Below are 21,876 nucleotides of genomic sequence, written 5' to 3'. Positions count from 1 at the left end.
GTCCCACGGTGCTGCGACGAGCCTCTCGCGGGTCAGTCCGCGGTCAGCGCCCCGCGCCCCATGGGCGAGTGCACATCCTTGCGCGCCGGTTCGCCGCAGTGCGCGCAGACCAGCCTGGGCTCCAGCGTCTGCCCGCACACGTGCTGCCACTTCACCGGCGAATCCAAACGTTCTGGACGCGTTCGGACACCTCCTTACGCGTTCAGAGAGGCCGTCAGAGGCGTTCGATGATCGTGGCGTTCGCCAGGCCCCCCGCCTCGCACATCGTCTGCAGCCCGTACCGGCCGCCCCGGTCCTCCAGGTTGTGCAGCAACGTCGTCATGATGCGCGCCCCGCTGCCGCCCAGCGGGTGCCCGATCGCGATCGCGCCGCCGCGCACATTCAGCCGGTCCGCGGCCACGCCCGTCTCCCGCTGCCAGGCGAGGACCACCGACGCGAACGCCTCATTCACCTCGAACAGATCGATGTCCTCGATGCCGAGACCGGCCCTGGCCAGCACCTTCTCGGTCGCCGGCATGATCGCCGTGAGCATCAGCAGCGGATCGTCCCCCACCACCGCGAAGGAGTGGAACCGTGCCCGCGGCCGCAGCCCCAGCCGTTCCGCCACGTCCGCGCCCATGATCAGCAGCGCGGCCGCGCCGTCGTTGATCGGTGAGCTGTTGCCCGCCGTGACCTGCCAGCCGATTTCGGGGAAGCGCTGCTCGGTCGACGGGTCGTAGTAGGCCGACCGAAGCGCTCCCAGGGCCTGGGCCGACGTTCCGGGTCGGACGGTCTCGTCCCGCTGCCCCGCCCAGGCGACCTCCCGGTCGAACTCCCCGCGCTCCCACGCGCCCGCCGCCCGCCGGTGCGACTCCAGCGCGAACGCGTCCATCTCCTCCCGGGAGATCTTCCATCGGGCGGCGATCAGTTCCGCACCGATCCCCTGGCCGACAAGACCCTCCGGATACCGCTCGCCGAGCCGCAGCCCGAACGGATCGCTGCCCGGCAGCACGTTGGAACCCATCGGCACCCGGGACATCGACTCCACACCGCAGGCGATCGCGATGTCGTACGCCCCGCTGATCACTCCCTGCGCCGCGATGTGCGCGGCCTGCTGGGACGAGCCGCACTGCCGGTCCACTGTCATGCCCGGCACGCTCTCGGGGAATCCGGCGGCGAGCACCGCGTTCCGGGTGAGGTTGAGCGCCTGGTCCCCGACCTGGGTGACACAGCCGCCGATGACGTCGTCCACGAGCGCGGGATCGATCCCGGCCCGCTCGACGAGCGCCGCGAGTGTGCGGGCCAGCAGGTCCACGGGGCGCTCGTCGTGCAGCGCCCCTCCCGGCTTGCCCTTGCCGACCGGCGTACGAACCGCCTCGACGATCACCGCGTTCCGCACCACGACAACCTCCCCATCCCCTGCAATGGTTTGAACTTCAAACCTACATCATCAACCCTGCCCCGCGAGGAGAGGGTTGTCAATTCCAACTGACGCGCATCGGTGGGGCGGGTCAGCGGCCGCGCAACGCACCCGCCGTACTGCCCGTGCGCTCGCGCAGCAGAATCCGCAGGGTGTTCGCGTGCTCGTAGCCGACCTTGCGGGCGATGGAGTCCAGCGGCATGGCCGTCGTACGCAGCAGATGGGAGGCCTGTTCGACCCGCAGGTCCTGGACGAAGCGCACGGGAGACGTGCCGAGCACGCGGCGTACGGTCCGCTGGAGGGTGCGTTCGCTCACCCCCAGCGAGCGCGCCGCCGCGCCGACGTCGAGCGGCTCCTCCAGATGCAGCCTGGCCCAGCGCTCGAAGGCGGCGACCACCGGATCGCTCTGGGCAAGGGCGCTCGGGATCGCGTACGCGGACTGGGAAGGCCGCTCGTCGATGACCAGATAGCGGGCGACAAGATCGGCCAGCGCGGGACTGCTCATCCGGACAACGGCCAGCGCGAGGTCGACGTGGCCGAAGGCCGCACCGGCCGTCGTCACACCGTCCGACGTGGCCACCATCCGGGTCTCGTCGATCGTGACCGCCGGATAGCGCTGCCGGAAGGCCGGCGCCAGCCACCAGCTCGTGGTCGCCTTGCGGCCGTCCAGCACCCCCGCCTCGGCAAGCAGAAACGTGCCCGTACAGGCCGAGGCCACGGGTGTGCCGCGCCCCCGCGCATCGGCCACGAGGCTCCGTACGGCTGCCGAGTCCGGGCCGGAAACCTGGGCGATGAGCGCATCGGGCCGCCGCTCGGCGAGGGCCGGCAGGATCAGCAGGTCCGTCCGTTCGGCCTCGGCCGCGGGCGCGGTGGCGACGAGATGGCCCGCGCCGGTGCGCACCCGGCGGCGGAATCCGACCGTGGTCACCTGCCAGCCGGGCGGCGGCTGCGGGAGCTCGCCCCTCATGGCGTTGGCCGCGTCGAGCACGTCGAGGATCGCGGAGAGCCCTGAATCGAATACGCCGTCGTAGACGGCCACTGCCACATCCATGGCGGAAACGCTATCGGAGTAGTCGTTTACGCCACTGGGGCGGCGGTTCTCGCGCGCCTAGATTTGCTGACGTCCCGCTGATCGGGACGCCGAACCGATCCGACCCCGACCTACGGAGTGACACGTCATGAACATCGGACTGCTGGCCAGGATCGAAGCCAAGCCGGAGTACGCGGACAAGGTCGAGGGCCTGTTGAGCGATGCGCTGCAGCTCGCTCGCGAGGAGGAGCACACGGTCACCTGGTTCGCGTTCCGGGAGAGCGCCACGGTCTTCGGAGTCTTCGACACCTTCGAGAACGAGGAGGGAAGGACCGGCCATCTGCGGGGCCGGATCGCCGCGGCGCTGATGGAGGCGGCGGAGACGATGCTTAGCACGGCGCCGGACATCCGTCCCGTGGACCTGCTGGCGGTCAAGCTCCCCTGACGGTGACGGCTCGCGGGTCGCATCGCGCGGCCCGCGGGCCCGATCGTTGGGGCCCGATGCTCGCCACCACGACCTGCGCGGTCTCGCGTGGCGGGACGCGGCCGGAAGCCGGAGGATCCAGCACATGAAGAAGAGGACGACGGTCGTCAATCTCAAGGGCCATCGTGACGACCCCGACTACGCGGACGTCGTGTACGTGGGCCGTGCGATGCACCGCGGTGGCTGGCATCTCGACGGATCGCCGCTGGCCAGCCCCTTCCGTCCGGGCCCCGACGGTACGCGTGAGGAGGTCGTCGAGAAGTACCGCGTCCATCTGCTGTCCCGGCCGGACCTCCTCGAACTCCTGCACGCGCTGCGCGGCCGCAGACTCGGCTGCTGGTGCGTGCCGGAGCGGTGCCATGCCGAGGTCATCGCGGAACTGGCGGACACCGGGCCGGGATGATGGCCGTCAAGGATGACGTGGACGAGCTGCTGCCACGTGGGAGGGAACGGACAACATGCTGGTCCGCTACGCACCGGCCGACCGCTGACCCCCCGAGCTGCCTGGTCGGCTCACCTTCTCCTGCCCCGGGTGGGATCCTTGGTGACACAACCAGACAAAGGAGGCGAAATGTCCGCCATCAAGGAGAGCGTAGACATCTCCCGCCGTCCCGAAGACATCTACTCCTACGTGACCGACCCCTCCCACCTCCCCGAGTGGCAGGAGAGCGCCGTATCCGTACAGCCACTGGGCGACACTCCGATGCACGTGGGGTCCCGCATGGTGGTGACCCGGCGCATCGGCCGCCGGGAGTTCCCGATGACCATGGAGGTCACCGAACTCGACCCGCCGCGCAGCTGGCACATGCGAGGCGTCGACGGGCCCGTCAGAGGCGACGTCCACGGCACGATCGAACCACTCGGCGACGGCGAACGGTCACGCCTGACGCTCGACCTCGAGTTCGAGTCTCATGGGATGGGCAAACTGCTCGTTCCGCTGGTCGTCCGCCCGCACGCACGGAAGGAGATGCCGAGGAACGAGCAGAAGCTCAAGGGCCTGCTCGAAAGCAGTGCCGTGTAAGGCAGAACCGACGCGCAGGGATGCACACGGGGCGAGCGGGGGCGAGGGCCATGGGCACGGCCTGCGCCATCGCCACGAGGGGTGAGAAGGAACGGGGTACGGACGACGCCTCCCATCTCCGTTCACAGCGTGAACCTCCAACAGCTCCGTAGTTCCAGGGGCACTCGCCGTGTGAGATACCTCGGGCTCCGCGGCTATCGGGGCTGCCACGCCCGTACGAGGTCCTCCGGCCCCCAGTGCGCGGTCAGCGGCAGATCATCGGCCACCCCGCAGCGGGAGACCGCGACCAGTGGAGTGTCCGGGGCGGTACCGGGGACGGCGAGCATGTCGCGTACCAAGGTGTCGTACTCACGACGGCCGAAGGGCTGGGCCTCCAGCCACTTGACCGACCCGACGAAGTGCACCTGGCGGGCCACCGGCTCGCGGTCTGCACCGATGAGGTCGATCTCGGGGTTGTTCTGACGGTTCCACCAACCGCCGATGGCCTCGGTCTCGGGCCACTCATCATTGGGCATCAGACGCAGCAAGGACTCGCGGATCAGTGGCTCGACCGCTCGCCCGCGCCAAGTGGTCCATGACCGCTCGATGCGTTCCAGTGCCAAGTCGCCGCGGCCTCGCTCGGTGAGTGGGATGGCGCGTGCCAGGAACGCCAGCCAGAACCGCAGATACGGGTCGGCGATCCGATAGCGCTTGTTCCTGCTGTCCGGCTTGACGGACAGGGGGAGATCAGCGGCCAGGACTCGCTTGGCCTGCAGCATGGCCAGCAGCGGGGAGAGCGTGCCGGACGGCAGCGCGCCGGCACCGCCGGCCTGGGCTGCGATCGCGCTGAACGTGCGCTCACCGCTGCCAACCGCTTCCAGTACGGCCCGTGAGTGCGAAGCCTCGGGGAATTCGCCCAGCAGGGACAGCTCGCCGGCCACCAGCAGGGGCGAGAGAGGATTGGCGACGGAAGCCTGCAAGAAGGCCGTACGCCCCATTCCCGGCCGCCAGGACTGCACGATCTCAGGGAATCCACCAGTGATCAACTGGGCGTCGACGGCCCCTGCGGCGTCGAGTTCCGTCATGGCCTGCACGTCGGCCAGGTTCAGGGGGTGGACGGTCATTTTCGCCGCCCGGCCGAAGAATGGGCGTCCGTACGACTGCAGTGCCTCCATCACCGATGTATCGCTGCCAACCAGCAGCAGAAGCACGGGCTTGGAAGACAGGTGACGGTCCCAGACAGTCTGGAGTGCGCCCTCGAATTCCTGATCCTGCTCGACCAGCCAGGGCACCTCGTCGATCACCGCGATGCTGGGTGAGTCATCGGGTACCGCGAGCGCCAGCGAGCGCAGGGCCTGGTTCCAGTCCTGCGCCTGGAGGCCGGCGACCAGCTCCGCCCCCGGCAGTAGTGACTGCGCGAGGGTCGCGGCAAAGTCGGCGCGCTCCGTCACAGGGTTACGCCCACGGGTGGCCTGGAACACCACATACGGCGCTCCCGAGCGGTCGCAGAATTCCTGGACCAGTCGCGACTTCCCCACTCGCCGCCGACCCGTCATGATCACAGCCCGCCCTCGGGTGGCTCCAACGCCCTCTGCCACTGTCCGGTACCGCTCGGCCAGCAGTTCAAGATCTCCGACCCGGCCTTGGAACTCCACGACACACCAACCCCACGGGATTAACGTAGATAGAGTATTACGTAGATTGAATCTTACTTCACCTCAAGCGGCCCAGTGGATCGAGTTGCAGAAGCGGGCACGGAGTGCGAGGTTGCGGATGGGAGCCTGCATCCTGCTCGGCGAGGGTGACGGGCGAGCGCACGGACGCGGGCCGCTCACCGCACAAGCCCTGCCTAAAACCCAGCACGGTAGAGGTGAGCAGAGATGATCACGGGTGACGAGGGTCAGATCTCCCAGCACCATCCCAGCACGGGGAAAAACCAGGGGCCCGACTCCGAAGAGTCGGACCCCACCTGACCTGTATGTTTGCCAGATCAACGACGTGCCGTCACGTCACCCGCTACACGTTGAACCGGAACTCCACCACGTCGCCGTCCTGCATCACGTAGTCCTTGCCCTCCATGCGTGCCTTGCCCTTCGCGCGGGCCTCCGCGACCGACCCCGTCTCGACGAGGTCGGCGAAGGAGATGACCTCGGCCTTGATGAAGCCCTTCTGGAAGTCGGTGTGGATCACACCGGCAGCCTCCGGGGCCGTCGCGCCCTTCTTGATGGTCCAGGCGCGGGTCTCCTTCGGGCCCGCCGTCAGATACGTCTGAAGGCCCAGGGTGTCGAAGCCGACCCGGCCGAGCGTCGCCAGGCCCGGCTCTTCCTGGCCCATCGACTGGAGGAGCTCCAGCGCCTCGTCGTCGTCGAGCTCGATCAGCTCGGACTCGATCTTCGCGTTGAGGAAGATCGCCTCGGCCGGGGCGACCAGCGCGCGCTGCTCGTTCTTGAAGTCCTCGTCGACCAGTTCGTCCTCGTCGACGTTGAAGACGTACAGGAAGGGCTTGGTGGTGAGCAGGTGAAGCTCGTGCAGCAGGCGGCCCTTCTCCGTGCCGGCGGTGATGCCCGCGGCGAAGAGCGTCGTGCCGGCCTCAAGGATCTTCTGCGCCTCTTCGACCGCCGCGAGTACCGCGACCTTGTCCTTCTGGAGGCGGGACTCCTTCGTCAGGCGCGGGACGGCCTTCTCGACCGACTGGAGGTCGGCGAGGATCAGCTCCGTGTTGATCGTCTCGATGTCGTCCTTCGGCGAGATCTTGCCGTCCACGTGGACGACGTTCTCGTCCCTGAAGGCCCGGATGACCTGGCAGATCGCGTCCGACTCGCGGATGTTCGCCAGGAACTTGTTGCCCAGGCCCTCGCCCTCGCTCGCGCCGCGCACGATGCCCGCGATGTCGACGAAGTCCACCGTCGCCGGGAGGATGCGCTGCGAACTGAAGATCTCGGCCAGTGTGGCGAGGCGGTCGTCCGGGACGCCGACGACGCCGACGTTCGGCTCGATGGTGGCGAACGGGTAGTTGGCCGCCAGCACGTCGTTCTTGGTCAGGGCGTTGAACAGGGTCGACTTGCCGACATTTGGCAGGCCGACGATTCCGATCGTGAGCGACACGTTGGCGACTTCCTGGAGTGAGGACTGGCTGATGGGCGCCCGGCCCGGAGGTGGGCCGATTCCCCAGTTTACGGGCGGGTCGAGCGGGGCCGTGACGGGAGCTGTGGCTCGAACTCAACCCCAAGGTCACCCAAAGGGCGTGTCCCAGGCCTGTTTCATCCCCAGTTGCGACCTACGTTGGTCAGGTGGAGCAGCACAGGACAAGTCACCCTCAGCGCCGCCAGCGGCCACAGGCCCCTCTCTCCCCGCCGGGCCCCCTCTCCCCGCAGGGTGCGCTCGTGGAGGGCACGCTCGGAGAAGGTCCCGCCGTGTACCGGGTGGCTGCCCGGCCCGCGCGTACCGTCCCGCCCGTGGTGCTCGCACTGCGCAGACTGCCCAATCCCCGGCTGACCGGGCTGGGCGGCGGGCTCTTCGGCGTCGCGACCATGCTGATGCTCGGCTGCCTGGACTGGCTGCTGTTCGGCGGCTCCGCGGTGGTGTACGGGGTGCTGTTCCTGCCCGTCAGCGCACTGACCGCGCTCTGGGTGCGGGAAGCCGACCTGGTCACCGCGCCGATCAGCGTGCCGATCGCCTTCGCGGCCGGCATCGTGCCGATCTCGGGTGGGGCGGGCGGCTTCGGCGGACAGGCGATGGCCGTGGTGACTTCGCTGGCCGTGCACGCGGGCTGGCTGTACGGCGGCACGCTTGTCGCGGGGCTCATCACCTGCGTACGGAAGATCCGGGTGATGAGCCGCCGACTGCGCCGCACCCGCCAGGGGCCGCCGGTACGACGGGGCTGACGTTCGCCCCGGGCCCGACGGTACGAACACGTAGGGCCCCTTCGACGCCCGCGCCCGCCTGAACGCCACAAGGCCGGCGTTCACATCGCGCCTCGCGCTAGCGACTCGTCGCCGCCATGGCCGCCCCCACGATGCCCGCGTTGTTCTGCAGCTCCGCCGGGACGATCTCCGCCCTGATGCCCTCGATCAACGGCACGAACTTGTCCGCCTTGCGGCTCACCCCACCGCCGATGATGAACAGCTCCGGCGAGAACAGCATCTCCACGTGTGCCAGATACTTCTGCACCCGGTGCGCCCAGTGGTGCCAGCTCAGCTCCTCGTCCTCCTTGGCCTTCGTCGAGGCGCGCTTCTCGGCGTCGTGGCCGTGCAGCTCGAGGTGGCCGAGCTCGGTGTTCGGGACAAGCCGACCGTCGATGAAGACCGCGCTGCCGATGCCCGTACCGAAGGTCAGCAGTATCACCGTGCCCTTGCGGCCGCGGCCCGCGCCGAAGGCCATCTCCGCGATGCCCGCCGCGTCACCGTCGTTCAGGATCGTCACCGGCAGGCCGCCGAGGCGGTCGGCGAGCAGTTTGCCCGCGTCCACGTCGACCCAGCCCTTGTCGACGTTCGCCGCCGTACGCGTGATGCCGCCCGTGACGACGCCGGGGAAGGTGACGCCCACGGGGCCCGACCAGTCGAAATGGCCCACCACCTCCGCAACGCCGTCGGCCACCGCGTCCGGCGTCGCCGGTTGCGGGGTCAGAACTTTGTGGCGCTCCTGCGCCAGGTCGCCGCGCTCAAGGTCCACTGGTGCGCCCTTGATGCCGGATCCGCCGATGTCCACTCCGAACACGTCCATGGACACAACGTTACGGGCAGCCCCTGACAGTTACGTCCCGGGCAGGACCCGGACCGCTCTCAGGACTACGTTCCGGACGGCTTCCCGGCGAGCTCGGCAGCCTCCGCGCGAAGGTCCCTGCGCAGCTCCTTCGGCAGCGAGAAGGTGATCGACTCCTCCGCCGCCTTGACGATCTCGACGTCCTCGAAGCCGCGCTGCGACAGCCACTCCAGTACGCCCTCGACCAGCACCTCCGGCACCGAGGCGCCCGACGTGACGCCGACCGTCGAGGCCCCGTCCAGCCAGGCCTGGTCGATCTCGTCGGCGCAGTCCACGAGGTGGGCGTCCCTGGCGCCCGCGCCCAGCGCGACCTCGACCAGCCGGACGGAGTTGGAGGAGTTCTTGGAGCCGACCACGATGACCAGGTCCGCCTCCGCGCCCATCTGCTTGACCGCGATCTGGCGGTTCTGCGTGGCGTAGCAGATGTCGTCGCTCGGCGGGGAGATCAGCTGCGGGAACTTCTCCTTCAGCTTGTCCACCGTCTCCATCGTCTCGTCGACGGAGAGCGTGGTCTGCGAGAGCCAGACGACCTTCGACTCGTCCCGTACGGAAACGTTCGCGACGTCCTCGGGGCCGTCCACGAGCGTGATGTGGTCGGGCGCCTCGCCGGACGTGCCGATGACCTCCTCGTGGCCGTCGTGGCCGATGAGCAGGATGTCGTAGTCCTCGTCGGCGAAACGGACCGCTTCCTTGTGGACCTTGGTGACGAGCGGGCAGGTCGCGTCGATGGTCGCGAGCCTGCGCTCCGCCGCCTCCTCGTGCACGACCGGCGCCACACCGTGCGCGGAGAACATGACGATCGAACCCTCGGGGACCTCCGCCGTCTCGTCGACGAAGATCGCGCCCTTCTTCTCCAGGGTCTGTACGACGTACTTGTTGTGGACGATCTCGTGGCGCACATAGATCGGCGACCCGTACTGCTCAAGGGCCTTCTCCACGGCGATCACGGCACGGTCCACGCCCGCGCAGTAGCCACGGGGAGCGGCGAGAAGGACGCGTCGGGCAGGAGTCGTAGCAGTCATGCCCCCCATCGTAAGGCCGCCCAGAAGAGGCGAGAGATCACCCGCAGCGGGAAGACTGAGGCGGGACGCGAGCGACGGAGGGACGCGATGGCGGCAGCGGAAGTGCCGGACAAGGGGGACGGCACGGGCGGCGAGCTGCGGCGCACACTCGGATTCCTGGATCTGCTCGTCTACGGACTGCTGTTCATCGCGCCCATGGCTCCGGTCGGCATCTTCGGCACACTCGACGCCAAGTCGCACGGGGCCGTCGCGCTCGTCTATGTCGTGGCGACGATCGCCATGGCGTTCACCGCGGTGAGTTACGCCCAGATGGTCCGGGTCGCCCCGCAGGCCGGTTCGGTCTTCACCTACGCCCGCAAGGGGCTCGGCGACGGGCCCGGGTTCATCGCCGGGTGGATGGCGATGCTCGACTATCTGCTGATCCCGGCCGTGGCGTATCTCTTCTCCGGGATCGCGATGGAGGCGCTGGTTCCGGACGTGGACCGGTGGGTGTGGACCGCGATTGCGGTGGTCGTCACCACGCTGCTGAATCTCTGGGGTGTACGGGCGGCGGCCCGGGTCGGCTTCGCGGTGCTCGCGATGGAGATCGTGGTGCTGCTGGTGTTCGTGGTGTCGGCGGTGGTGGTGCTCGTACGGGACGGTGCTGAGCGCGGCTGGGCGTCGCCCTTCTCCGGGGATGCGGGCTTCTCGCTGATGGCGGTGCTGAGCGCGGTGTCGGTAGCGGTGCTGTCGTATCTCGGCTTCGACGCGATCGCGTCGTTCGCGGAGGAGGCCACCGGCGGTTCGCGGAAGGTGGCAAGGGCGGTGCTGTTCTGTCTGGCGCTGGCGGGCGTGCTGTTCGTGGCGCAGACGTATCTGGTGGCCCTCCTTGAGCCGATGTCGTCGTCTCAGCTGGCCGCGGAGCCGGGCAAGCAGGGGTCGGCCTTCTACGACGCGGTGGACGCGTCGATCGGAGGGTGGCTGCACGACCTGGTCGCGGTGAGCAAGGCCATCGGTGCGGCCTTCGCGGCGCTCGCCGGGCAGGCGGCCGCGGGCCGGCTGCTGTTCGCGATGGCACGCGACAGGCGGCTGCCGCACGCCCTGTCCCGTACGGACTCGGGCGTGCCGCGGATCGCACTGCTGATGGCGGCCGCGGTGACGATGGTCGCGGCGCTGTGGGCGGCCCGGCGTGACGACGGCATGGACCATCTGGTGTCGGTGGTCGACATCGGGGCGCTGACGGCGTTCATCCTGCTGCATGCGAGTGTGATCGGCTGGTTCGTGGTGCGCCGGATGGACGGGCCGCCGGACTGGCTGCGGCATGTCCTGGTGCCGTTGCTCGGCGCCGGGGTGCTGGTGGCGGTGATCGTGACGGCGGCGGGCTCGGCGCAGGTGGTCGGCGTGGTGTGGCTGGGGGTCGGGCTGATCGTGCTGGCGGTGCAGTGGGGTCGAGTCGGACCCTCGGAACAGCTGTAGGCGCGGTCGCGGCGGGCCCCCGGAACAGCCGTAGCCGCGGTCGCGGCGGGCGGCTTTGTCGTACGCGGCCGATACGCTCGCCCGTATGGCTCTCAACACGTCCGCGGAAGCTCCTCTGCCGGTCGGCGAGGTGTCACGGCTCATCGGCGGGTGGATCGACCGGCTCGGCGCGGTCTGGGTGGAGGGGCAGATCACCCAGCTGTCGCGGCGGCCGGGCGCCGGGGTCGTCTTCCTGACGCTGCGCGATCCCTCGTACGACATCTCCGTCAGCGTCACCTGCTTCCGGCAGGTCTTCGACGCGGTCGCGGATGTGGTGGCGGAGGGCGCGCGCGTCGTCATGCTCGCCAAGCCCGAGTGGTACGCGCCGCGGGGGCAGCTGTCGCTGCGGGCCGTGGAGATAAGGCCGGTGGGGATCGGCGAACTGCTCGCGCGCCTTGAACAGTTGAAGCGGACCCTGGGCGCTGAGGGGTTGTTCGCGGTCGACCGCAAGAGGCCGCTGCCGTTCCTGCCGCACCGGGTGGGCCTGGTCTGCGGGCGGGCGTCGGCAGCCGAACGCGACGTCCTGGAGAACGCGCGGCGGCGGTGGCCCGCCGTCCGCTTCGAGGTACGCAATGTCGCGGTGCAGGGGGTGCACGCGGTCGCCCAGGTCGTCCAGGCGGTCAAGGAGCTGGACGAGCTCGCCGACGTGGACGTGATCATCGTGGCGCGCGGCGGGGGCAGCGTGGAGGACCTGCTGCCGTTCTCGGACGAGCAGCTGGTGCGGGCGGTGTCCGAGTGCCGTACGCCGGTGGTGTCGGCGATCGGGCACGAGCCGGACTCGCCGCTGCTCGACCTGGTGGCGGACCTGCGGGCGTCGACGCCGACGGACGCGGCAAAGAAGGTCGTCCCGGACGTCGGCGAGGAGCTGGACCGGGTGCACCAGCTGCGCGAGCGTGCGCGGCGCACTGTCCGGGGGCTGCTGGAGCGGGAGGAGCGCGGTCTGGCGCATGCGCTGGCCCGCCCGTCGATGGAGCATCCGCAGCGGATGGTGGACGAGCGCGAGGCGGAGGTGGACGCGCTGGTCGCCCGCAGTCGGCGGGTGCTCGGCCACCTCCTCGACCGCGCGGACTCGGAGCTGGCGCACACCCGGGCGCGCGTGGTCTCGCTGTCGCCGGCGGCGACGCTGGAGCGGGGGTATGCGGTGCTGCAGCGGGCGGACGGGGCGGTCGTGCGCTCGCCGGAGGACGTGACGGCGGGCGAGGAGCTGCGGGCACGGGTCTCGGAGGGCGAGTTCGCTGTACGGGTCGCCGAGTGACCGCCGGGCCGTGGTGAGCGTGGTTGTCGTACCTCACACATAGGGTGGATCGCATGGCTGCGAACACGGACGAGGCTGCGCTCGGTTATGAGCAGGCACGGGACGAGCTGATCGAGGTCGTACGCCGCCTGGAGGCAGGAGGTACGACGCTCGAGGAGTCGCTGGCGCTGTGGGAGCGCGGCGAGGAGCTGGCGAAGGTCTGCCGCCACTGGCTGGAGGGCGCCCGCGCGCGGCTGGACGCTGCGCTGTCCGCGGGGGCGGACGAGGCCGCGGGAAGCGACGAGGACTGACAGCTGGGACGCCGGGGGCGAGCCGGGCGCGGACGCGCCGGTGTGAGTCGGATCACCATCACCGTGTAGTTGAAATTTAATCTACCGGGGTGCGGTTACACCCGCCGTAAAGATCCTCCGCACGTCCCGGAAGGTACGCCAGCATGTCCCTCGTTCTTGACCCCGCCGCCCAGGACCTCCTCTTCCGCGAGGCCCGCACCGCCAACACGTTCACGGACGAGCCGGTGACCGAGGAGCAGGTCCAGGCGATCTACGACCTGGTGAAGTTCGGCCCGACCGCCTTCAATCAGACCCCGCTGCGCGTCGTCCTCGTCCGCTCGGAGGAGGCCCGCGAGCGCCTGGTGCAGCACATGGCCGAGGGCAACCGGCCGAAGACCGCGGCTGCCCCGCTGGTCGCGATCCTCGCCGCCGACAACGAGTTCCACGAGGAGCTCCCGGCCCTGTTCCCGCACTTTCCGCAGGCGAAGGACGCGTTCTTCTCGGAGCGCCCGGTCCGTGAGCAGGCTGCGGGCTTCAACGCCGCGCTGCAGGCCGCGTACTTCATCGTCGGCGTCCGCGCGGCCGGTCTGGCGGCGGGCCCGATGACCGGCTTCGACTTCGCCGGCGTCCAGAAGGAGTTCCTGGACGGCGACCACACCCCGCTGATGATCGTCAACATCGGCAAGCCGGGCGACGACGCGTGGCACCCGCGCTCGCCGCGGCTGGAGTACGACGAGGTCGTCACCACCGTCTGACGAAGCGCCCGACAGCCCCACTACCGGGGGTCCGGGGGTCGCCCCCCGGGAAAACACAGTCCGCGCTCGCCGCGGCTGGCGTACGACGAGCTGGTCACCACCGTCTGAGCCGCCGGTCGGCCTACGCGAGCCCTGACATCACGCGGCCCCGGAGCACACCGTGCTCCGGGGCCGTCGCCGTCTCCGTCGGCGTGTCAGCGCCGGGTTCTCCAGACGCGCTACTGACCGGCCTTGCCGGTCTCCAGCGCCGCCGCCATCTCCGCCAGCCGCTCCGCCGACGCCGTCCCGGTCACCACGGTCGTCGAGCCCTTGTCCTCGCGCACCAGCGCGTCGTACTTCGGGCCCTCCCAGCGCCGCCACGTCGCGTCGGCGATCTGCTGGGTCTTCCCGGTCTCGTGCGCCTGCTGGCTGACCTTCGGGATGTACTTCCTTGCCGGTGCCGTGGACTGCTCCACGGCGACGTACTCGCCGTCCGGGTCCAGGAAACCGAGGTGCCAGGCGTCGCCGTCGGTCCGCCCGTACGAGACCGAGGTCGGCTTCCACCCCTTCGCAAGGCCCTCCGGAGCCGCCACCGGGTACGGCGCCGCGCGCCGTGCCGTCACCAGCTCGACCCGGTAGTCGACCGCCTTGATCGGGTCCGCCTTGTCGTCGTGCGGAATGAACATGTAGATGACTGCGACGACGGCGCCGATCACCGCCATCGACAGCACCATGTCCCGCACCGTCTGTCTGCCTCGCATACCTGCCACGCCCCCATGTTCGCATCAAGGTGGCGTGCTCAAACGTGGCCCCCTCTGCTCAATTTGTCGACGTACCGATAGAGTCGCATCACCCTCTTTTCCGGCCGTCGTCGTACAGAAAGGTGCGCTCCGATGACCGAGCACAATTTGCCGCCCCAGCTCGAGGTCTCGCCCGAAGCCCCCGACCGCAACCTCGCCTTGGAGCTCGTCCGGGTCACCGAGGCCGCTGCCATGGCCGCCGGTCGCTGGGTCGGGCGTGGGGACAAGAACGGCGCGGACGGCGCGGCCGTCAGGGCCATGCGGACCCTCGTCTCCACCGTCTCGATGAACGGCGTCGTCGTCATCGGCGAGGGCGAGAAGGACGAAGCCCCGATGCTGTTCAACGGCGAGCACATCGGTGACGGCACCGGCGCCGAGGTCGACATCGCCGTCGACCCGATCGACGGCACCACGCTCAACGCCAAGGGCATGCCGAACGCCATCGCCGTCCTGGCCGCCGCCGACCGCGGCACCATGTTCGACCCGTCCGCGGTCTTCTACATGGAGAAGCTGGTCACCGGCCCCGAGGCCGCCGACTTCGTCGACATCAACGCGCCCGTCTCGGTGAACATCCGGCGCGTCGCCAAGGCGAAGGGCTCCAATCCCGAGGACATCACCGTCGTCATCCTCGACCGCCCCCGCCACGAGAGCATGGTCAAGGAGATCCGGGAGACCGGCGCCCGGATCAAGTTCATCTCGGACGGCGACGTCGCCGGCTCGATCATGGCCGTACGCGAAGGCACCGGCGTCGACATGCTGATGGGCATCGGCGGCACACCGGAGGGCATCATCTCCGCCTGCGCGATCAAGTGTCTCGGCGGCACGATCCAGGGCAAGCTCTGGCCGAAGGACGACGCCGAGCGGCAGCGCGCGCTCGACGCCGGCCACGACCTGGACCGGGTTCTGCACACGAACGACCTGGTCAGCGGCGACAACGTGTTCTTCGTCGCGACCGGCATCACCGACGGCGAGCTGCTGCGCGGCGTGCACTACCGCGCGGAGACCGCCACCACGTCCTCGCTGGTGATGCGCTCCAAGTCCGGCACGATCCGGAAGATCGACTCGACCCACCGGCTGTCGAAGCTGCGCGCGTACAGCGCGATCGACTTCGACCGCGCGAAGTAGGTCCCGTACGGGAGTAGTTCCCGTACGCACGGGACACACAGTGCATACGGAAGGGGCGCTCGCACGAGTGGGGCGCCCCTTCCCGCAGGTACGCGTCCGTGCGCGGGTCGCGGGTACGGCTCAGGCCGCCGAGGCCGGCTTCTTGATCTCGACCTCCCGCCGCCTGCGCCGGGCGAGCACCACGCGGCGCTCGGCCGCGGTGAGCCCGCCCCACACGCCGTACGGCTCGGGCTGGAGCAGGGCGTGCTCCCGGCACTCGACCATCACCGGGCAGCGCGCACAGACCCGCTTGGCAGCCTCCTCGCGTGACAGCCGTGCGGCCGTTGGCTCTTTGGATGGCGCGAAGAAGAGCCCGGCCTCGTCCCGGCGGCACACCGCCTCCGCGTGCCAGGGGCCGGCCTGATCTTCCCGAGCGGGAATCCGCTGGGGCGCAAGGGCGGCGACCTGCAAGGACTGATGCGGCAGTTGCAGCACGGTCTACTCCTGACGACGGCTTCGCGAGCGAGAGACGATGCAGCACTCCCTACCCGCTGTACGCACTCCTATTCACTGAGTGGCACTGAGTTCCGTGGTACGGAATTGCGGGCGGGCGCTCGCGGCTTGAAAGCACTCCGGGGCGGAGCCGTCAGCCCAGGTCTTTACGCAGGCGGTCATGGAGATCGGCGATCAGCCGGCCCCTCTTCGGCTTGGCTTCGACATTGCCGAAAACCGAGTAACCGTTGACGACGACGACCGGGGCCTCGGGGTCGGCGGCCTCCAGGCTGAGGACGTCGAAGTTCCCGAAGAATCCGGTGCCACTGCCGCGCAGCGAGATGTTCTCCGGGACCCGCACCTCGACATTGCCGAAGATGGACGTCGCGTTGATCACGGTGAGCCGCTGCTCGAAGAGCGCCTCGGTCAGGTCGATCTCGACACTGCCGAAGAGCGAGAAGGCGTTGGTCCGACGGCCGACGCGCCAACGCCCCTTGCGGGTGGAGCTGGAGAAGACGGCGATCAGATTCTCCGCGGGTCCGGCGGGCTCTTCGGGCCCGTACGCGTACGCGGCGGGGTCCGGGCGCTTGCGGGTCGTGGGCAGATCCCGGACGAGCGGCTCGAGTTCACCGACGGTCTTGGCCCGGTAGACGGCGTCGATGCGCTCGGAGTGCTCCTCGGCGTCCAGCCGGCCCTCGGCCAGCGCGTCCCTGAGGATGTCCGCGATCCGGTCGCGGTCGGCGTCTGAGGCGCGAATGTCGCCGGCGGTGGCGGGGTCCGCGGGGGCGACCGGCTTCTGGGGGTGCTTGTCGAGGTCCACGGAGCCAGGGTAGCGAAACGCGATAGATCGCGACTAGGGGGCGCGGCCGCGGGTCGCCGTTGAACCGGGACTGCGCCCCGGACCCCCGCGGTTCGGGCCCCGCGGGTGAGCCTTACCTCACAGACTGCGTCAACCAAACGCGTTCTACGCTTGAGGACGCGTTGCCAATGGAGGCCGCGCCGCCGTCTGCCGAGTAAGGAATGGCCGTAATGCCAGAGTTTGCGTACTCCGATCTGCTCCCGCTGGGAGAGGACACCACGCCCTACCGCCTGGTGACCGCCGAGGGAGTCTCCACCTTCGAGGCCGACGGGCGTACGTTCCTCAAGGTCGAGCCGGAGGCGCTGCGCAAGCTCGCCGCCGAGGCCATGCATGACATCTCGCACTACCTGCGGCCCGCCCACCTCGCGCAACTGCGCCGTATCGTCGACGACCCGGAGGCCTCCTCCAACGACAAGTTCGTCGCGCTCGACCTGCTCAAGAACGCCAACATCGCCGCCGCCGGCGTACTCCCCATGTGCCAGGACACCGGCACGGCGATCGTCATGGGCAAGCGCGGCCAGAACGTCCTGACGCAGGGCGGCGACGAGGAAGCCCTCTCGCGCGGCATCTTCGACGCGTACACCAAGCTCAATCTGCGCTACTCGCAGATGGCTCCCCTCACCATGTGGGAGGAGAAGAACACCGGCTCCAACCTCCCCGCCCAGATCGAGCTGTACGCGACCGACGGCGGCGCGTACAAGTTCCTCTTCATGGCAAAGGGGGGCGGCTCCGCCAACAAGTCGTTCCTCTACCAGGAGACCAAGGCGGTCCTGAACGAGGCCTCCATGATGAAGTTCCTGGAGGAGAAGATCCGTTCGCTGGGCACGGCCGCGTGCCCTCCGTACCACCTCGCGATCGTCGTCGGCGGTACGTCCGCCGAGTTCGCGCTGAAGACCGCGAAGTACGCCTCCGCGCACTACCTCGACGAGCTGCCCGCCGAGGGCTCCGCCACCGGTCACGGCTTCCGGGACAAGGAGCTGGAGGAGAAGGTCTTCGAGCTCACCCAGAAGATCGGCATCGGCGCACAGTTCGGCGGCAAGTACTTCTGTCACGACGTGCGCGTTGTCCGGCTGCCGCGGCACGGCGCCTCGCTGCCGGTCGCCATCGCCGTGTCCTGCTCGGCCGACCGTCAGGCCACCGCGAAGATCACCGCCGAGGGTGTGTTCCTGGAGCAGCTGGAGACGGACCCGGCGCGGTTCCTCCCCGACACGACGGACGAGCACCTCGACGAGGCGGGGAACGTCGTGAAGATCGACCTGAACCGGCCGATGGACGAGGTGCTTGCCGAGCTCACCAAGTACCCCGTCAAGACCCGGCTCTCGCTGACCGGCCCGCTGGTCGTCGCCCGCGACATCGCGCACGCCAAGATCAAGGAACGTCTGGACGCGGGCGAGGAGATGCCGCAGTACCTCAAGGACCACCCGGTCTACTACGCCGGTCCGGCGAAGACGCCCGAGGGTTACGCCTCCGGCTCCTTCGGGCCGACGACCGCGGGCCGTATGGACTCGTACGTCGAGCAGTTCCAGGCGGCGGGCGGCTCGAAGGTCATGCTGGCGAAGGGCAACCGCTCGCAGCAGGTGACGAACGCGTGCGGGACGCACGGCGGCTTCTACCTGGGCTCGATCGGCGGGCCCGCGGCGCGGCTCGCGCAGGACTGCATCAAGAAGGTGGAGGTCGTCGAGTACGAGGAGCTGGGGATGGAGGCGGTGTGGCGGATCGAGGTGGAGGACTTCCCGGCGTTCATCGTGGTGGACGACAAGGGGAACGACTTCTTCACTGAGCCTGCGCCGGCGCCGACGTTCACGTCGATCCCGGTGCGGGGCCCGGGGCTGGCGTAGCGCCCGCGGCGGGCCTTCCCCTACCCGCCCTCCCCCTGCGGCCTGGCGGCCGTGGGAGGTACCCCCATCCCGTAACTGGGGGCTTCGCCCCCAGACCCCCAGTCCTCAAACGCCGGACGGGCTGAACAGTCAGCCCCGTCGGCGTTTGAGGCGCTGGGGGTCCCCCACGCCCGCAGGGCGTAGGGGGCGGGTCCGGGGGCAGCGCCCCCGGGAAACTCACGCGAAGCGCTGTCCAGCCGAGCCGTTGCACGGCTGGAGCCGCAACGCCTCCCGCGCCGACCCCAGCGTCGCGCACAGCCCCGTCGCCCCGGTCGGCCGGATCGTGCCCGAGGCCTGGACGAAGCTCTGGTTCGCCGCGCCCGAGCAGTTCCAGACGATCAGCGCCGCCCCCGCCTGATACCTCGCCCCCGGCACATCCAGGCACCGGTCCTGCGTCAGCTCCGTATGCAGGGAGCCGCGCGCCGCGTCGTACCACCAGCCCTGGTTGCGGCCGCCGTGGCAGTCCCACCCGGCAACGGCCGTGCCATTGCGGCTGACCGCGCCGGAGACGTCCACGCACGCACCCGTCGCCTCGTTCTTCAGCGGCCGGTACGCCTCGTCCCACGCGCCCGCGTACAGCTGCGGCTTCCCGCTGGACGCCACGTCCGCGCAACCGGCCGCGCTCAGGCCCGAGTTGTACAGCTGGGTCAGGCAGGAGGCAAAGGCCGCATGCCCGCGCGCATTCGGGTGGAAGGACTGGCGGACCGAATTGGAGTCCGGCGGGAAGGGGTTGGAGAGGTCGATGTACAGCCCGCGCGCCCAGGTGTCCTCCATGCAGACCTCATGGCCGTGGAAGAGCCGGGAGTTGTCGAGATAGACCGCCCCCGTGGACTGCGCGACCCTGCGCATGCCGCGTTCGAAGGCGGGGACGGCGGTGTTGCGGCCCCAGACGGTGTCGGAGTCGTAGCCCATGCCGCCGCACAGCAGCTTGCCGGGGAAGTTCGGGTTGTCGCGGAAGTCCGGGCCGACGGGGCTCGGGTAGCCCATCACGACCAGTTTGTAGTCGGCGTCCGCGTAACCCGCGTCGCGCATCACGGTGCGCAGGTCGCGTACGGTCTGCTCGACCTTGGGGACGAGGCCGTCGACGCGGGTCTGCCAGCCGGGGGCGTACTTGGGCTCGCAGGGCCCCTGGAACAGCACATAGCGCGTGACGCAGTCGGTCATGACCGGTCCGAACTGCAGGTCGTCATTGGCGCCGGCCACCAACAGGACCATCTTGATGCGGGTGTTGCGCGCTTTGATGGCGAGAGCGTCGCTCTGGACCAGCTCGTCGGCGTGCTGCTTCGAACCGCCGATCCTGATGTTTCCGGTGGACGCGCCGGAGCAGGCGACGTCGTACGTGAGGTCCGCGGCGATGCCGGTGCGGTGGATGGCGGCGTCGGGCGAGCGGTGGCACCAGTTGTCGGGGCCGTTGGTGCCGGGCTCGTAGGTGCCGACTCCTTCGCCCGAGATCTCGCTGTCGCCCAGCGAGATCAGGCCAGTTTTGCGGTCGGCGAGGGGGCGTTCGGCGGGGCTGCCGTAGAGCTTGACGGCCTCGGCCGCGCGGATGGATTCCAGTTCGGGCGGGAGCGGTAAGGCTGCGGCTGTACGGGACGAACCGCGCTCGGCGGCCCGGGCGGTGGTGGCCGTGGCCGCCAATCCTCCCAGGCCCGCGGCCAGTGCGGCGGCGGCCGCGACCGTACAGCGAAGTCTGTGCCTGGTGCGCGTCATTGCGCCTCCCCGGTTTGTGGTTGATCCGGGTATTTACTGGCGGGTAGCGCACTTGGGAATAGGCGTAACAAGACAAGTGCTCACCTTTTCGGGGATTCGGGGGTCGCGCCCCCGAGGGACACAGCCGAGTGATGAGGAGGCGTGGCGGCGATGGACGACACGAGCGAGTATCGGATCGAGCACGACTCCATGGGTGAGGTGCGGGTCCCCGCGCACGCCAAGTGGCGGGCCCAGACCCAGCGGGCGGTGCAGAACTTCCCCATCTCCGGGCAGCGCCTCGAACGCTCCCACATCGAGGCCCTGGCCCGGATCAAGGCGGCCGCCGCGCAGGTCAACGCCGAACTGGGCGTGCTCGACAAGGACATCGCGGGCGCGATCGCCGACGCCGCCGCCGAGGTCGCCGAGGGCCGCTGGGACGAGCACTTCCCGGTGGACGTCTTCCAGACCGGCTCCGGCACTTCCTCCAACATGAACACCAACGAGGTCATCGCGACGCTCGCCACCGAGCGCCTCGGCCGCGAGGTGCACCCCAACGACCATGTGAACGCGTCCCAGTCGTCCAACGACGTCTTCCCCTCCTCCATCCACATCGCGGCGACGGCGGCCGTGACGGGCGATCTCGTCCCCGCGCTGGAGCAGCTGGCGGCCTCGCTGGAGCGAAAGTCGGCCGAGTTCGCGGACGTCGTCAAGTCCGGCCGTACGCATCTGATGGACGCCACTCCGGTGACGCTGGGCCAGGAGTTCGGCGGCTATGCCGCCCAGATCCGGTACGGCGTGGAGCGGCTCGGGGCGTCCCTCCCCCGCCTCGCCGAACTGCCCCTCGGCGGCACGGCGGTGGGCACCGGCATCAACACCCCGCCCGGCTTCTCGGCGGCGGTCATCGCCGAGGTCGCCCGCGCGACCGGGCTGCCGCTGACGGAGGCCCGCAATCACTTCGAGGCGCAGGGCGCGCGGGACGGGCTGGTGGAGACGAGCGGTCAGCTCCGCACCATCGCCGTCTCGCTCACCAAGATCTCCAATGATCTGCGCTGGATGGCCTCGGGCCCGCGCACGGGTCTGGCGGAGATCAACCTCCCCGATCTCCAGCCGGGCTCGTCGATCATGCCCGGCAAGGTCAATCCGGTCATCCCCGAGGCCGTCCTGATGGTCGCCGCCCAGGTGACCGGCAACGACGCCACGGTCGCCACCGCCGGCGCCGCCGGGAACTTCGAGCTGAACGTCATGCTCCCGGTGATCGCCAGGAATCTGCTGGAGTCGGTCAGGCTGCTCGCGAACGTCTCGCGGCTGCTCGCGGACCGCACCGTCGACGGCATCACGGCGAACGTCGAGCGGGCCCGGGAGTACGCGGAGTCCTCGCCGTCCGTCGTCACCCCCCTGAACAAGTACATCGGCTACGAGGAGGCCGCCAAGGTCGCCAAGAAGGCGCTCGCCGAGCGGAGGACGATCCGTGAGGTCGTCCTCGAGTCCGGCTATGTGGAGCGTGGAGCGCTGACCCTCGAGCAGCTGGACGAGGCCCTTGACGTGCTGCGTATGACGCACCCCTGACGCGGCGGCCGTGACCTGTATCGCTGCGCGGGCCGGGCCGT

At 69.5% G+C, this 21,876-nt stretch carries 21 protein-coding genes; 11 read left to right on the top strand and 10 right to left on the bottom strand.

Translation table 11 applies throughout. From position 1 onward, the window contains the following. Window positions 1–214: 214 nt before the first annotated feature. Window positions 215–1,378, bottom strand: coding sequence for a thiolase family protein (locus ACQEVG_RS25085; RefSeq protein ID WP_432992874.1), 1,164 nt, complete (start codon window positions 1,376–1,378; stop codon window positions 215–217). Between the two features lie 112 nt (window positions 1,379–1,490). Continuing rightward, window positions 1,491–2,450, bottom strand: coding sequence for a GlxA family transcriptional regulator (locus ACQEVG_RS25080; RefSeq protein ID WP_432987674.1), 960 nt, complete (start codon window positions 2,448–2,450; stop codon window positions 1,491–1,493). Window positions 2,451–2,577: 127 nt separating this feature from the next. Between ACQEVG_RS25080 and ACQEVG_RS25075 the strand changes: the two genes are divergently transcribed. The 3 genes from ACQEVG_RS25075 to ACQEVG_RS25065 all read left to right on the top strand — a co-directional run bounded on the left by ACQEVG_RS25075 (window position 2,578) and on the right by ACQEVG_RS25065 (window position 3,934). Next, window positions 2,578–2,874, top strand: coding sequence for a putative quinol monooxygenase (locus ACQEVG_RS25075; RefSeq protein ID WP_432987672.1), 297 nt, complete (start codon window positions 2,578–2,580; stop codon window positions 2,872–2,874). A gap of 124 nt (window positions 2,875–2,998) precedes the next feature. After that, window positions 2,999–3,316: a DUF4326 domain-containing protein gene (locus tag ACQEVG_RS25070; protein WP_432987670.1), complete on the top strand. Its 318-nt coding sequence runs from the start codon at window positions 2,999–3,001 to the stop codon at window positions 3,314–3,316. Window positions 3,317–3,484: 168 nt separating this feature from the next. Continuing rightward, window positions 3,485–3,934, top strand: a complete 450-nt coding sequence (locus tag ACQEVG_RS25065; protein ID WP_432987668.1) for an SRPBCC family protein — start codon at window positions 3,485–3,487, stop codon at window positions 3,932–3,934. Window positions 3,935–4,128: 194 nt separating this feature from the next. On the opposite strand, the gene ACQEVG_RS25060 is transcribed toward ACQEVG_RS25065, so the two are convergent. After that, window positions 4,129–5,568, bottom strand: coding sequence for an ATP-binding protein (locus tag ACQEVG_RS25060; protein ID WP_432987666.1), 1,440 nt, complete (start codon window positions 5,566–5,568; stop codon window positions 4,129–4,131). Between the two features lie 361 nt (window positions 5,569–5,929). Further along, complete coding sequence (gene ychF / locus ACQEVG_RS25055; protein ID WP_432987664.1) at window positions 5,930–7,018, bottom strand: redox-regulated ATPase YchF; 1,089 nt, start codon at window positions 7,016–7,018, stop codon at window positions 5,930–5,932. A gap of 185 nt (window positions 7,019–7,203) precedes the next feature. Between ychF and ACQEVG_RS25050 the strand changes: the two genes are divergently transcribed. Then, a complete protein-coding gene (locus tag ACQEVG_RS25050) occupies window positions 7,204–7,797 on the top strand; it encodes a DUF6542 domain-containing protein (protein ID WP_432987662.1) in 594 nt (197 codons plus the stop codon). Window positions 7,798–7,894: 97 nt separating this feature from the next. On the opposite strand, the gene ppgK is transcribed toward ACQEVG_RS25050, so the two are convergent. Together ppgK and ACQEVG_RS25040 are read right to left on the bottom strand one after the other, a co-directional pair. Continuing rightward, window positions 7,895–8,635 (bottom strand): polyphosphate--glucose phosphotransferase, encoded by a 741-nt coding sequence (ppgK, locus tag ACQEVG_RS25045; RefSeq protein ID WP_432987660.1) that lies wholly within the window; start codon window positions 8,633–8,635, stop codon window positions 7,895–7,897. A gap of 65 nt (window positions 8,636–8,700) precedes the next feature. After that, a complete protein-coding gene (locus ACQEVG_RS25040; RefSeq protein ID WP_432987658.1) occupies window positions 8,701–9,705 on the bottom strand; it encodes a 4-hydroxy-3-methylbut-2-enyl diphosphate reductase in 1,005 nt (334 codons plus the stop codon). A gap of 78 nt (window positions 9,706–9,783) precedes the next feature. On the opposite strand from ACQEVG_RS25040, the gene ACQEVG_RS25035 reads away from it, so the two are divergent. The 4 genes from ACQEVG_RS25035 to ACQEVG_RS25020 all read left to right on the top strand — a co-directional run bounded on the left by ACQEVG_RS25035 (window position 9,784) and on the right by ACQEVG_RS25020 (window position 13,469). Beyond that, on the top strand, window positions 9,784–11,151 hold the full coding sequence (locus ACQEVG_RS25035) for an APC family permease (RefSeq protein ID WP_432987656.1): 1,368 nt from the start codon (window positions 9,784–9,786) through the stop codon (window positions 11,149–11,151). An 85-nt stretch (window positions 11,152–11,236) separates the two neighbouring features. Continuing rightward, the gene (gene xseA / locus ACQEVG_RS25030; RefSeq protein WP_432987654.1) at window positions 11,237–12,445 is read left to right on the top strand and encodes an exodeoxyribonuclease VII large subunit; all 1,209 of its coding nucleotides are present in this window, start codon (window positions 11,237–11,239) and stop codon (window positions 12,443–12,445) included. A gap of 53 nt (window positions 12,446–12,498) precedes the next feature. Next, complete coding sequence (locus tag ACQEVG_RS25025; RefSeq protein ID WP_432987652.1) at window positions 12,499–12,735, top strand: exodeoxyribonuclease VII small subunit; 237 nt, start codon at window positions 12,499–12,501, stop codon at window positions 12,733–12,735. 143 nt (window positions 12,736–12,878) lie between these two features. Next, window positions 12,879–13,469 (top strand): malonic semialdehyde reductase, encoded by a 591-nt coding sequence (locus tag ACQEVG_RS25020; protein ID WP_432987650.1) that lies wholly within the window; start codon window positions 12,879–12,881, stop codon window positions 13,467–13,469. Between the two features lie 218 nt (window positions 13,470–13,687). Here the strand turns inward: ACQEVG_RS25020 and ACQEVG_RS25015 are convergent, their stop codons facing one another. Next, window positions 13,688–14,209, bottom strand: coding sequence for a DUF4245 domain-containing protein (locus ACQEVG_RS25015; protein WP_432992871.1), 522 nt, complete (start codon window positions 14,207–14,209; stop codon window positions 13,688–13,690). 132 nt (window positions 14,210–14,341) lie between these two features. Between ACQEVG_RS25015 and glpX the strand changes: the two genes are divergently transcribed. Then, window positions 14,342–15,373 (top strand): class II fructose-bisphosphatase, encoded by a 1,032-nt coding sequence (glpX, locus tag ACQEVG_RS25010; RefSeq protein ID WP_432987648.1) that lies wholly within the window; start codon window positions 14,342–14,344, stop codon window positions 15,371–15,373. 120 nt (window positions 15,374–15,493) lie between these two features. Here glpX and ACQEVG_RS25005 read toward each other — a convergent pair whose 3' ends face one another. Together ACQEVG_RS25005 and ACQEVG_RS25000 are read right to left on the bottom strand one after the other, a co-directional pair. Further along, window positions 15,494–15,847 (bottom strand): WhiB family transcriptional regulator, encoded by a 354-nt coding sequence (locus tag ACQEVG_RS25005; RefSeq protein WP_360879220.1) that lies wholly within the window; start codon window positions 15,845–15,847, stop codon window positions 15,494–15,496. Between the two features lie 151 nt (window positions 15,848–15,998). Then, window positions 15,999–16,664 (bottom strand): DUF1707 SHOCT-like domain-containing protein, encoded by a 666-nt coding sequence (locus ACQEVG_RS25000; protein WP_432987646.1) that lies wholly within the window; start codon window positions 16,662–16,664, stop codon window positions 15,999–16,001. A 200-nt stretch (window positions 16,665–16,864) separates the two neighbouring features. Here ACQEVG_RS25000 and ACQEVG_RS24995 point away from each other — a divergent pair, with 200 nt between their 5' ends. Next, window positions 16,865–18,541, top strand: a complete 1,677-nt coding sequence (locus tag ACQEVG_RS24995) for a fumarate hydratase (protein WP_432987644.1) — start codon at window positions 16,865–16,867, stop codon at window positions 18,539–18,541. Window positions 18,542–18,757: 216 nt separating this feature from the next. On the opposite strand, the gene ACQEVG_RS24990 is transcribed toward ACQEVG_RS24995, so the two are convergent. After that, the gene (locus tag ACQEVG_RS24990) at window positions 18,758–20,290 is read right to left on the bottom strand and encodes a ricin-type beta-trefoil lectin domain protein (RefSeq protein ID WP_432987642.1); all 1,533 of its coding nucleotides are present in this window, start codon (window positions 20,288–20,290) and stop codon (window positions 18,758–18,760) included. A gap of 150 nt (window positions 20,291–20,440) precedes the next feature. Here ACQEVG_RS24990 and ACQEVG_RS24985 point away from each other — a divergent pair, with 150 nt between their 5' ends. Further along, complete coding sequence (locus tag ACQEVG_RS24985; protein ID WP_432987640.1) at window positions 20,441–21,835, top strand: class II fumarate hydratase; 1,395 nt, start codon at window positions 20,441–20,443, stop codon at window positions 21,833–21,835. Window positions 21,836–21,876: the final 41 nt, after the last annotated feature.

The organism is Streptomyces sp. CA-135486 (genome assembly GCF_050936555.1).
In the GTDB taxonomy this organism is placed as follows: Bacteria; Actinomycetota; Actinomycetes; order Streptomycetales; family Streptomycetaceae; genus Streptomyces.
The sequence above is the reverse complement of the archived record's forward strand: the minus strand, read 5'-3'. Positions and strand labels throughout refer to the sequence as shown.

What these genes read in the sequence shown, in the direction of transcription:
- ACQEVG_RS25065 (WP_432987668.1), top strand. Translation starts at nt 3,485, where the DNA reads ATGTCCGCCATCAAGGAGAGCGTAGACATCTCCCGCCGTCCCGAAGAC.
- ACQEVG_RS24990 (WP_432987642.1), bottom strand. Translation starts at nt 20,290, where the DNA reads ATGACGCGCACCAGGCACAGACTTCGCTGTACGGTCGCGGCCGCCGCC.
- ACQEVG_RS25020 (WP_432987650.1), top strand. Translation starts at nt 12,879, where the DNA reads ATGTCCCTCGTTCTTGACCCCGCCGCCCAGGACCTCCTCTTCCGCGAG.
- ACQEVG_RS25040 (WP_432987658.1), bottom strand. Translation starts at nt 9,705, where the DNA reads ATGGGGGGCATGACTGCTACGACTCCTGCCCGACGCGTCCTTCTCGCC.
- ACQEVG_RS25070 (WP_432987670.1), top strand. Translation starts at nt 2,999, where the DNA reads ATGAAGAAGAGGACGACGGTCGTCAATCTCAAGGGCCATCGTGACGAC.
- ACQEVG_RS24985 (WP_432987640.1), top strand. Translation starts at nt 20,441, where the DNA reads ATGGACGACACGAGCGAGTATCGGATCGAGCACGACTCCATGGGTGAG.
- ACQEVG_RS24995 (WP_432987644.1), top strand. Translation starts at nt 16,865, where the DNA reads ATGGCCGTAATGCCAGAGTTTGCGTACTCCGATCTGCTCCCGCTGGGA.
- ACQEVG_RS25025 (WP_432987652.1), top strand. Translation starts at nt 12,499, where the DNA reads ATGGCTGCGAACACGGACGAGGCTGCGCTCGGTTATGAGCAGGCACGG.
- xseA (WP_432987654.1), top strand. Translation starts at nt 11,237, where the DNA reads ATGGCTCTCAACACGTCCGCGGAAGCTCCTCTGCCGGTCGGCGAGGTG.
- ACQEVG_RS25035 (WP_432987656.1), top strand. Translation starts at nt 9,784, where the DNA reads ATGGCGGCAGCGGAAGTGCCGGACAAGGGGGACGGCACGGGCGGCGAG.
- glpX (WP_432987648.1), top strand. Translation starts at nt 14,342, where the DNA reads ATGACCGAGCACAATTTGCCGCCCCAGCTCGAGGTCTCGCCCGAAGCC.
- ACQEVG_RS25015 (WP_432992871.1), bottom strand. Translation starts at nt 14,209, where the DNA reads ATGCGAGGCAGACAGACGGTGCGGGACATGGTGCTGTCGATGGCGGTG.
- ACQEVG_RS25080 (WP_432987674.1), bottom strand. Translation starts at nt 2,450, where the DNA reads ATGGATGTGGCAGTGGCCGTCTACGACGGCGTATTCGATTCAGGGCTC.
- ACQEVG_RS25075 (WP_432987672.1), top strand. Translation starts at nt 2,578, where the DNA reads ATGAACATCGGACTGCTGGCCAGGATCGAAGCCAAGCCGGAGTACGCG.
- ppgK (WP_432987660.1), bottom strand. Translation starts at nt 8,635, where the DNA reads ATGGACGTGTTCGGAGTGGACATCGGCGGATCCGGCATCAAGGGCGCA.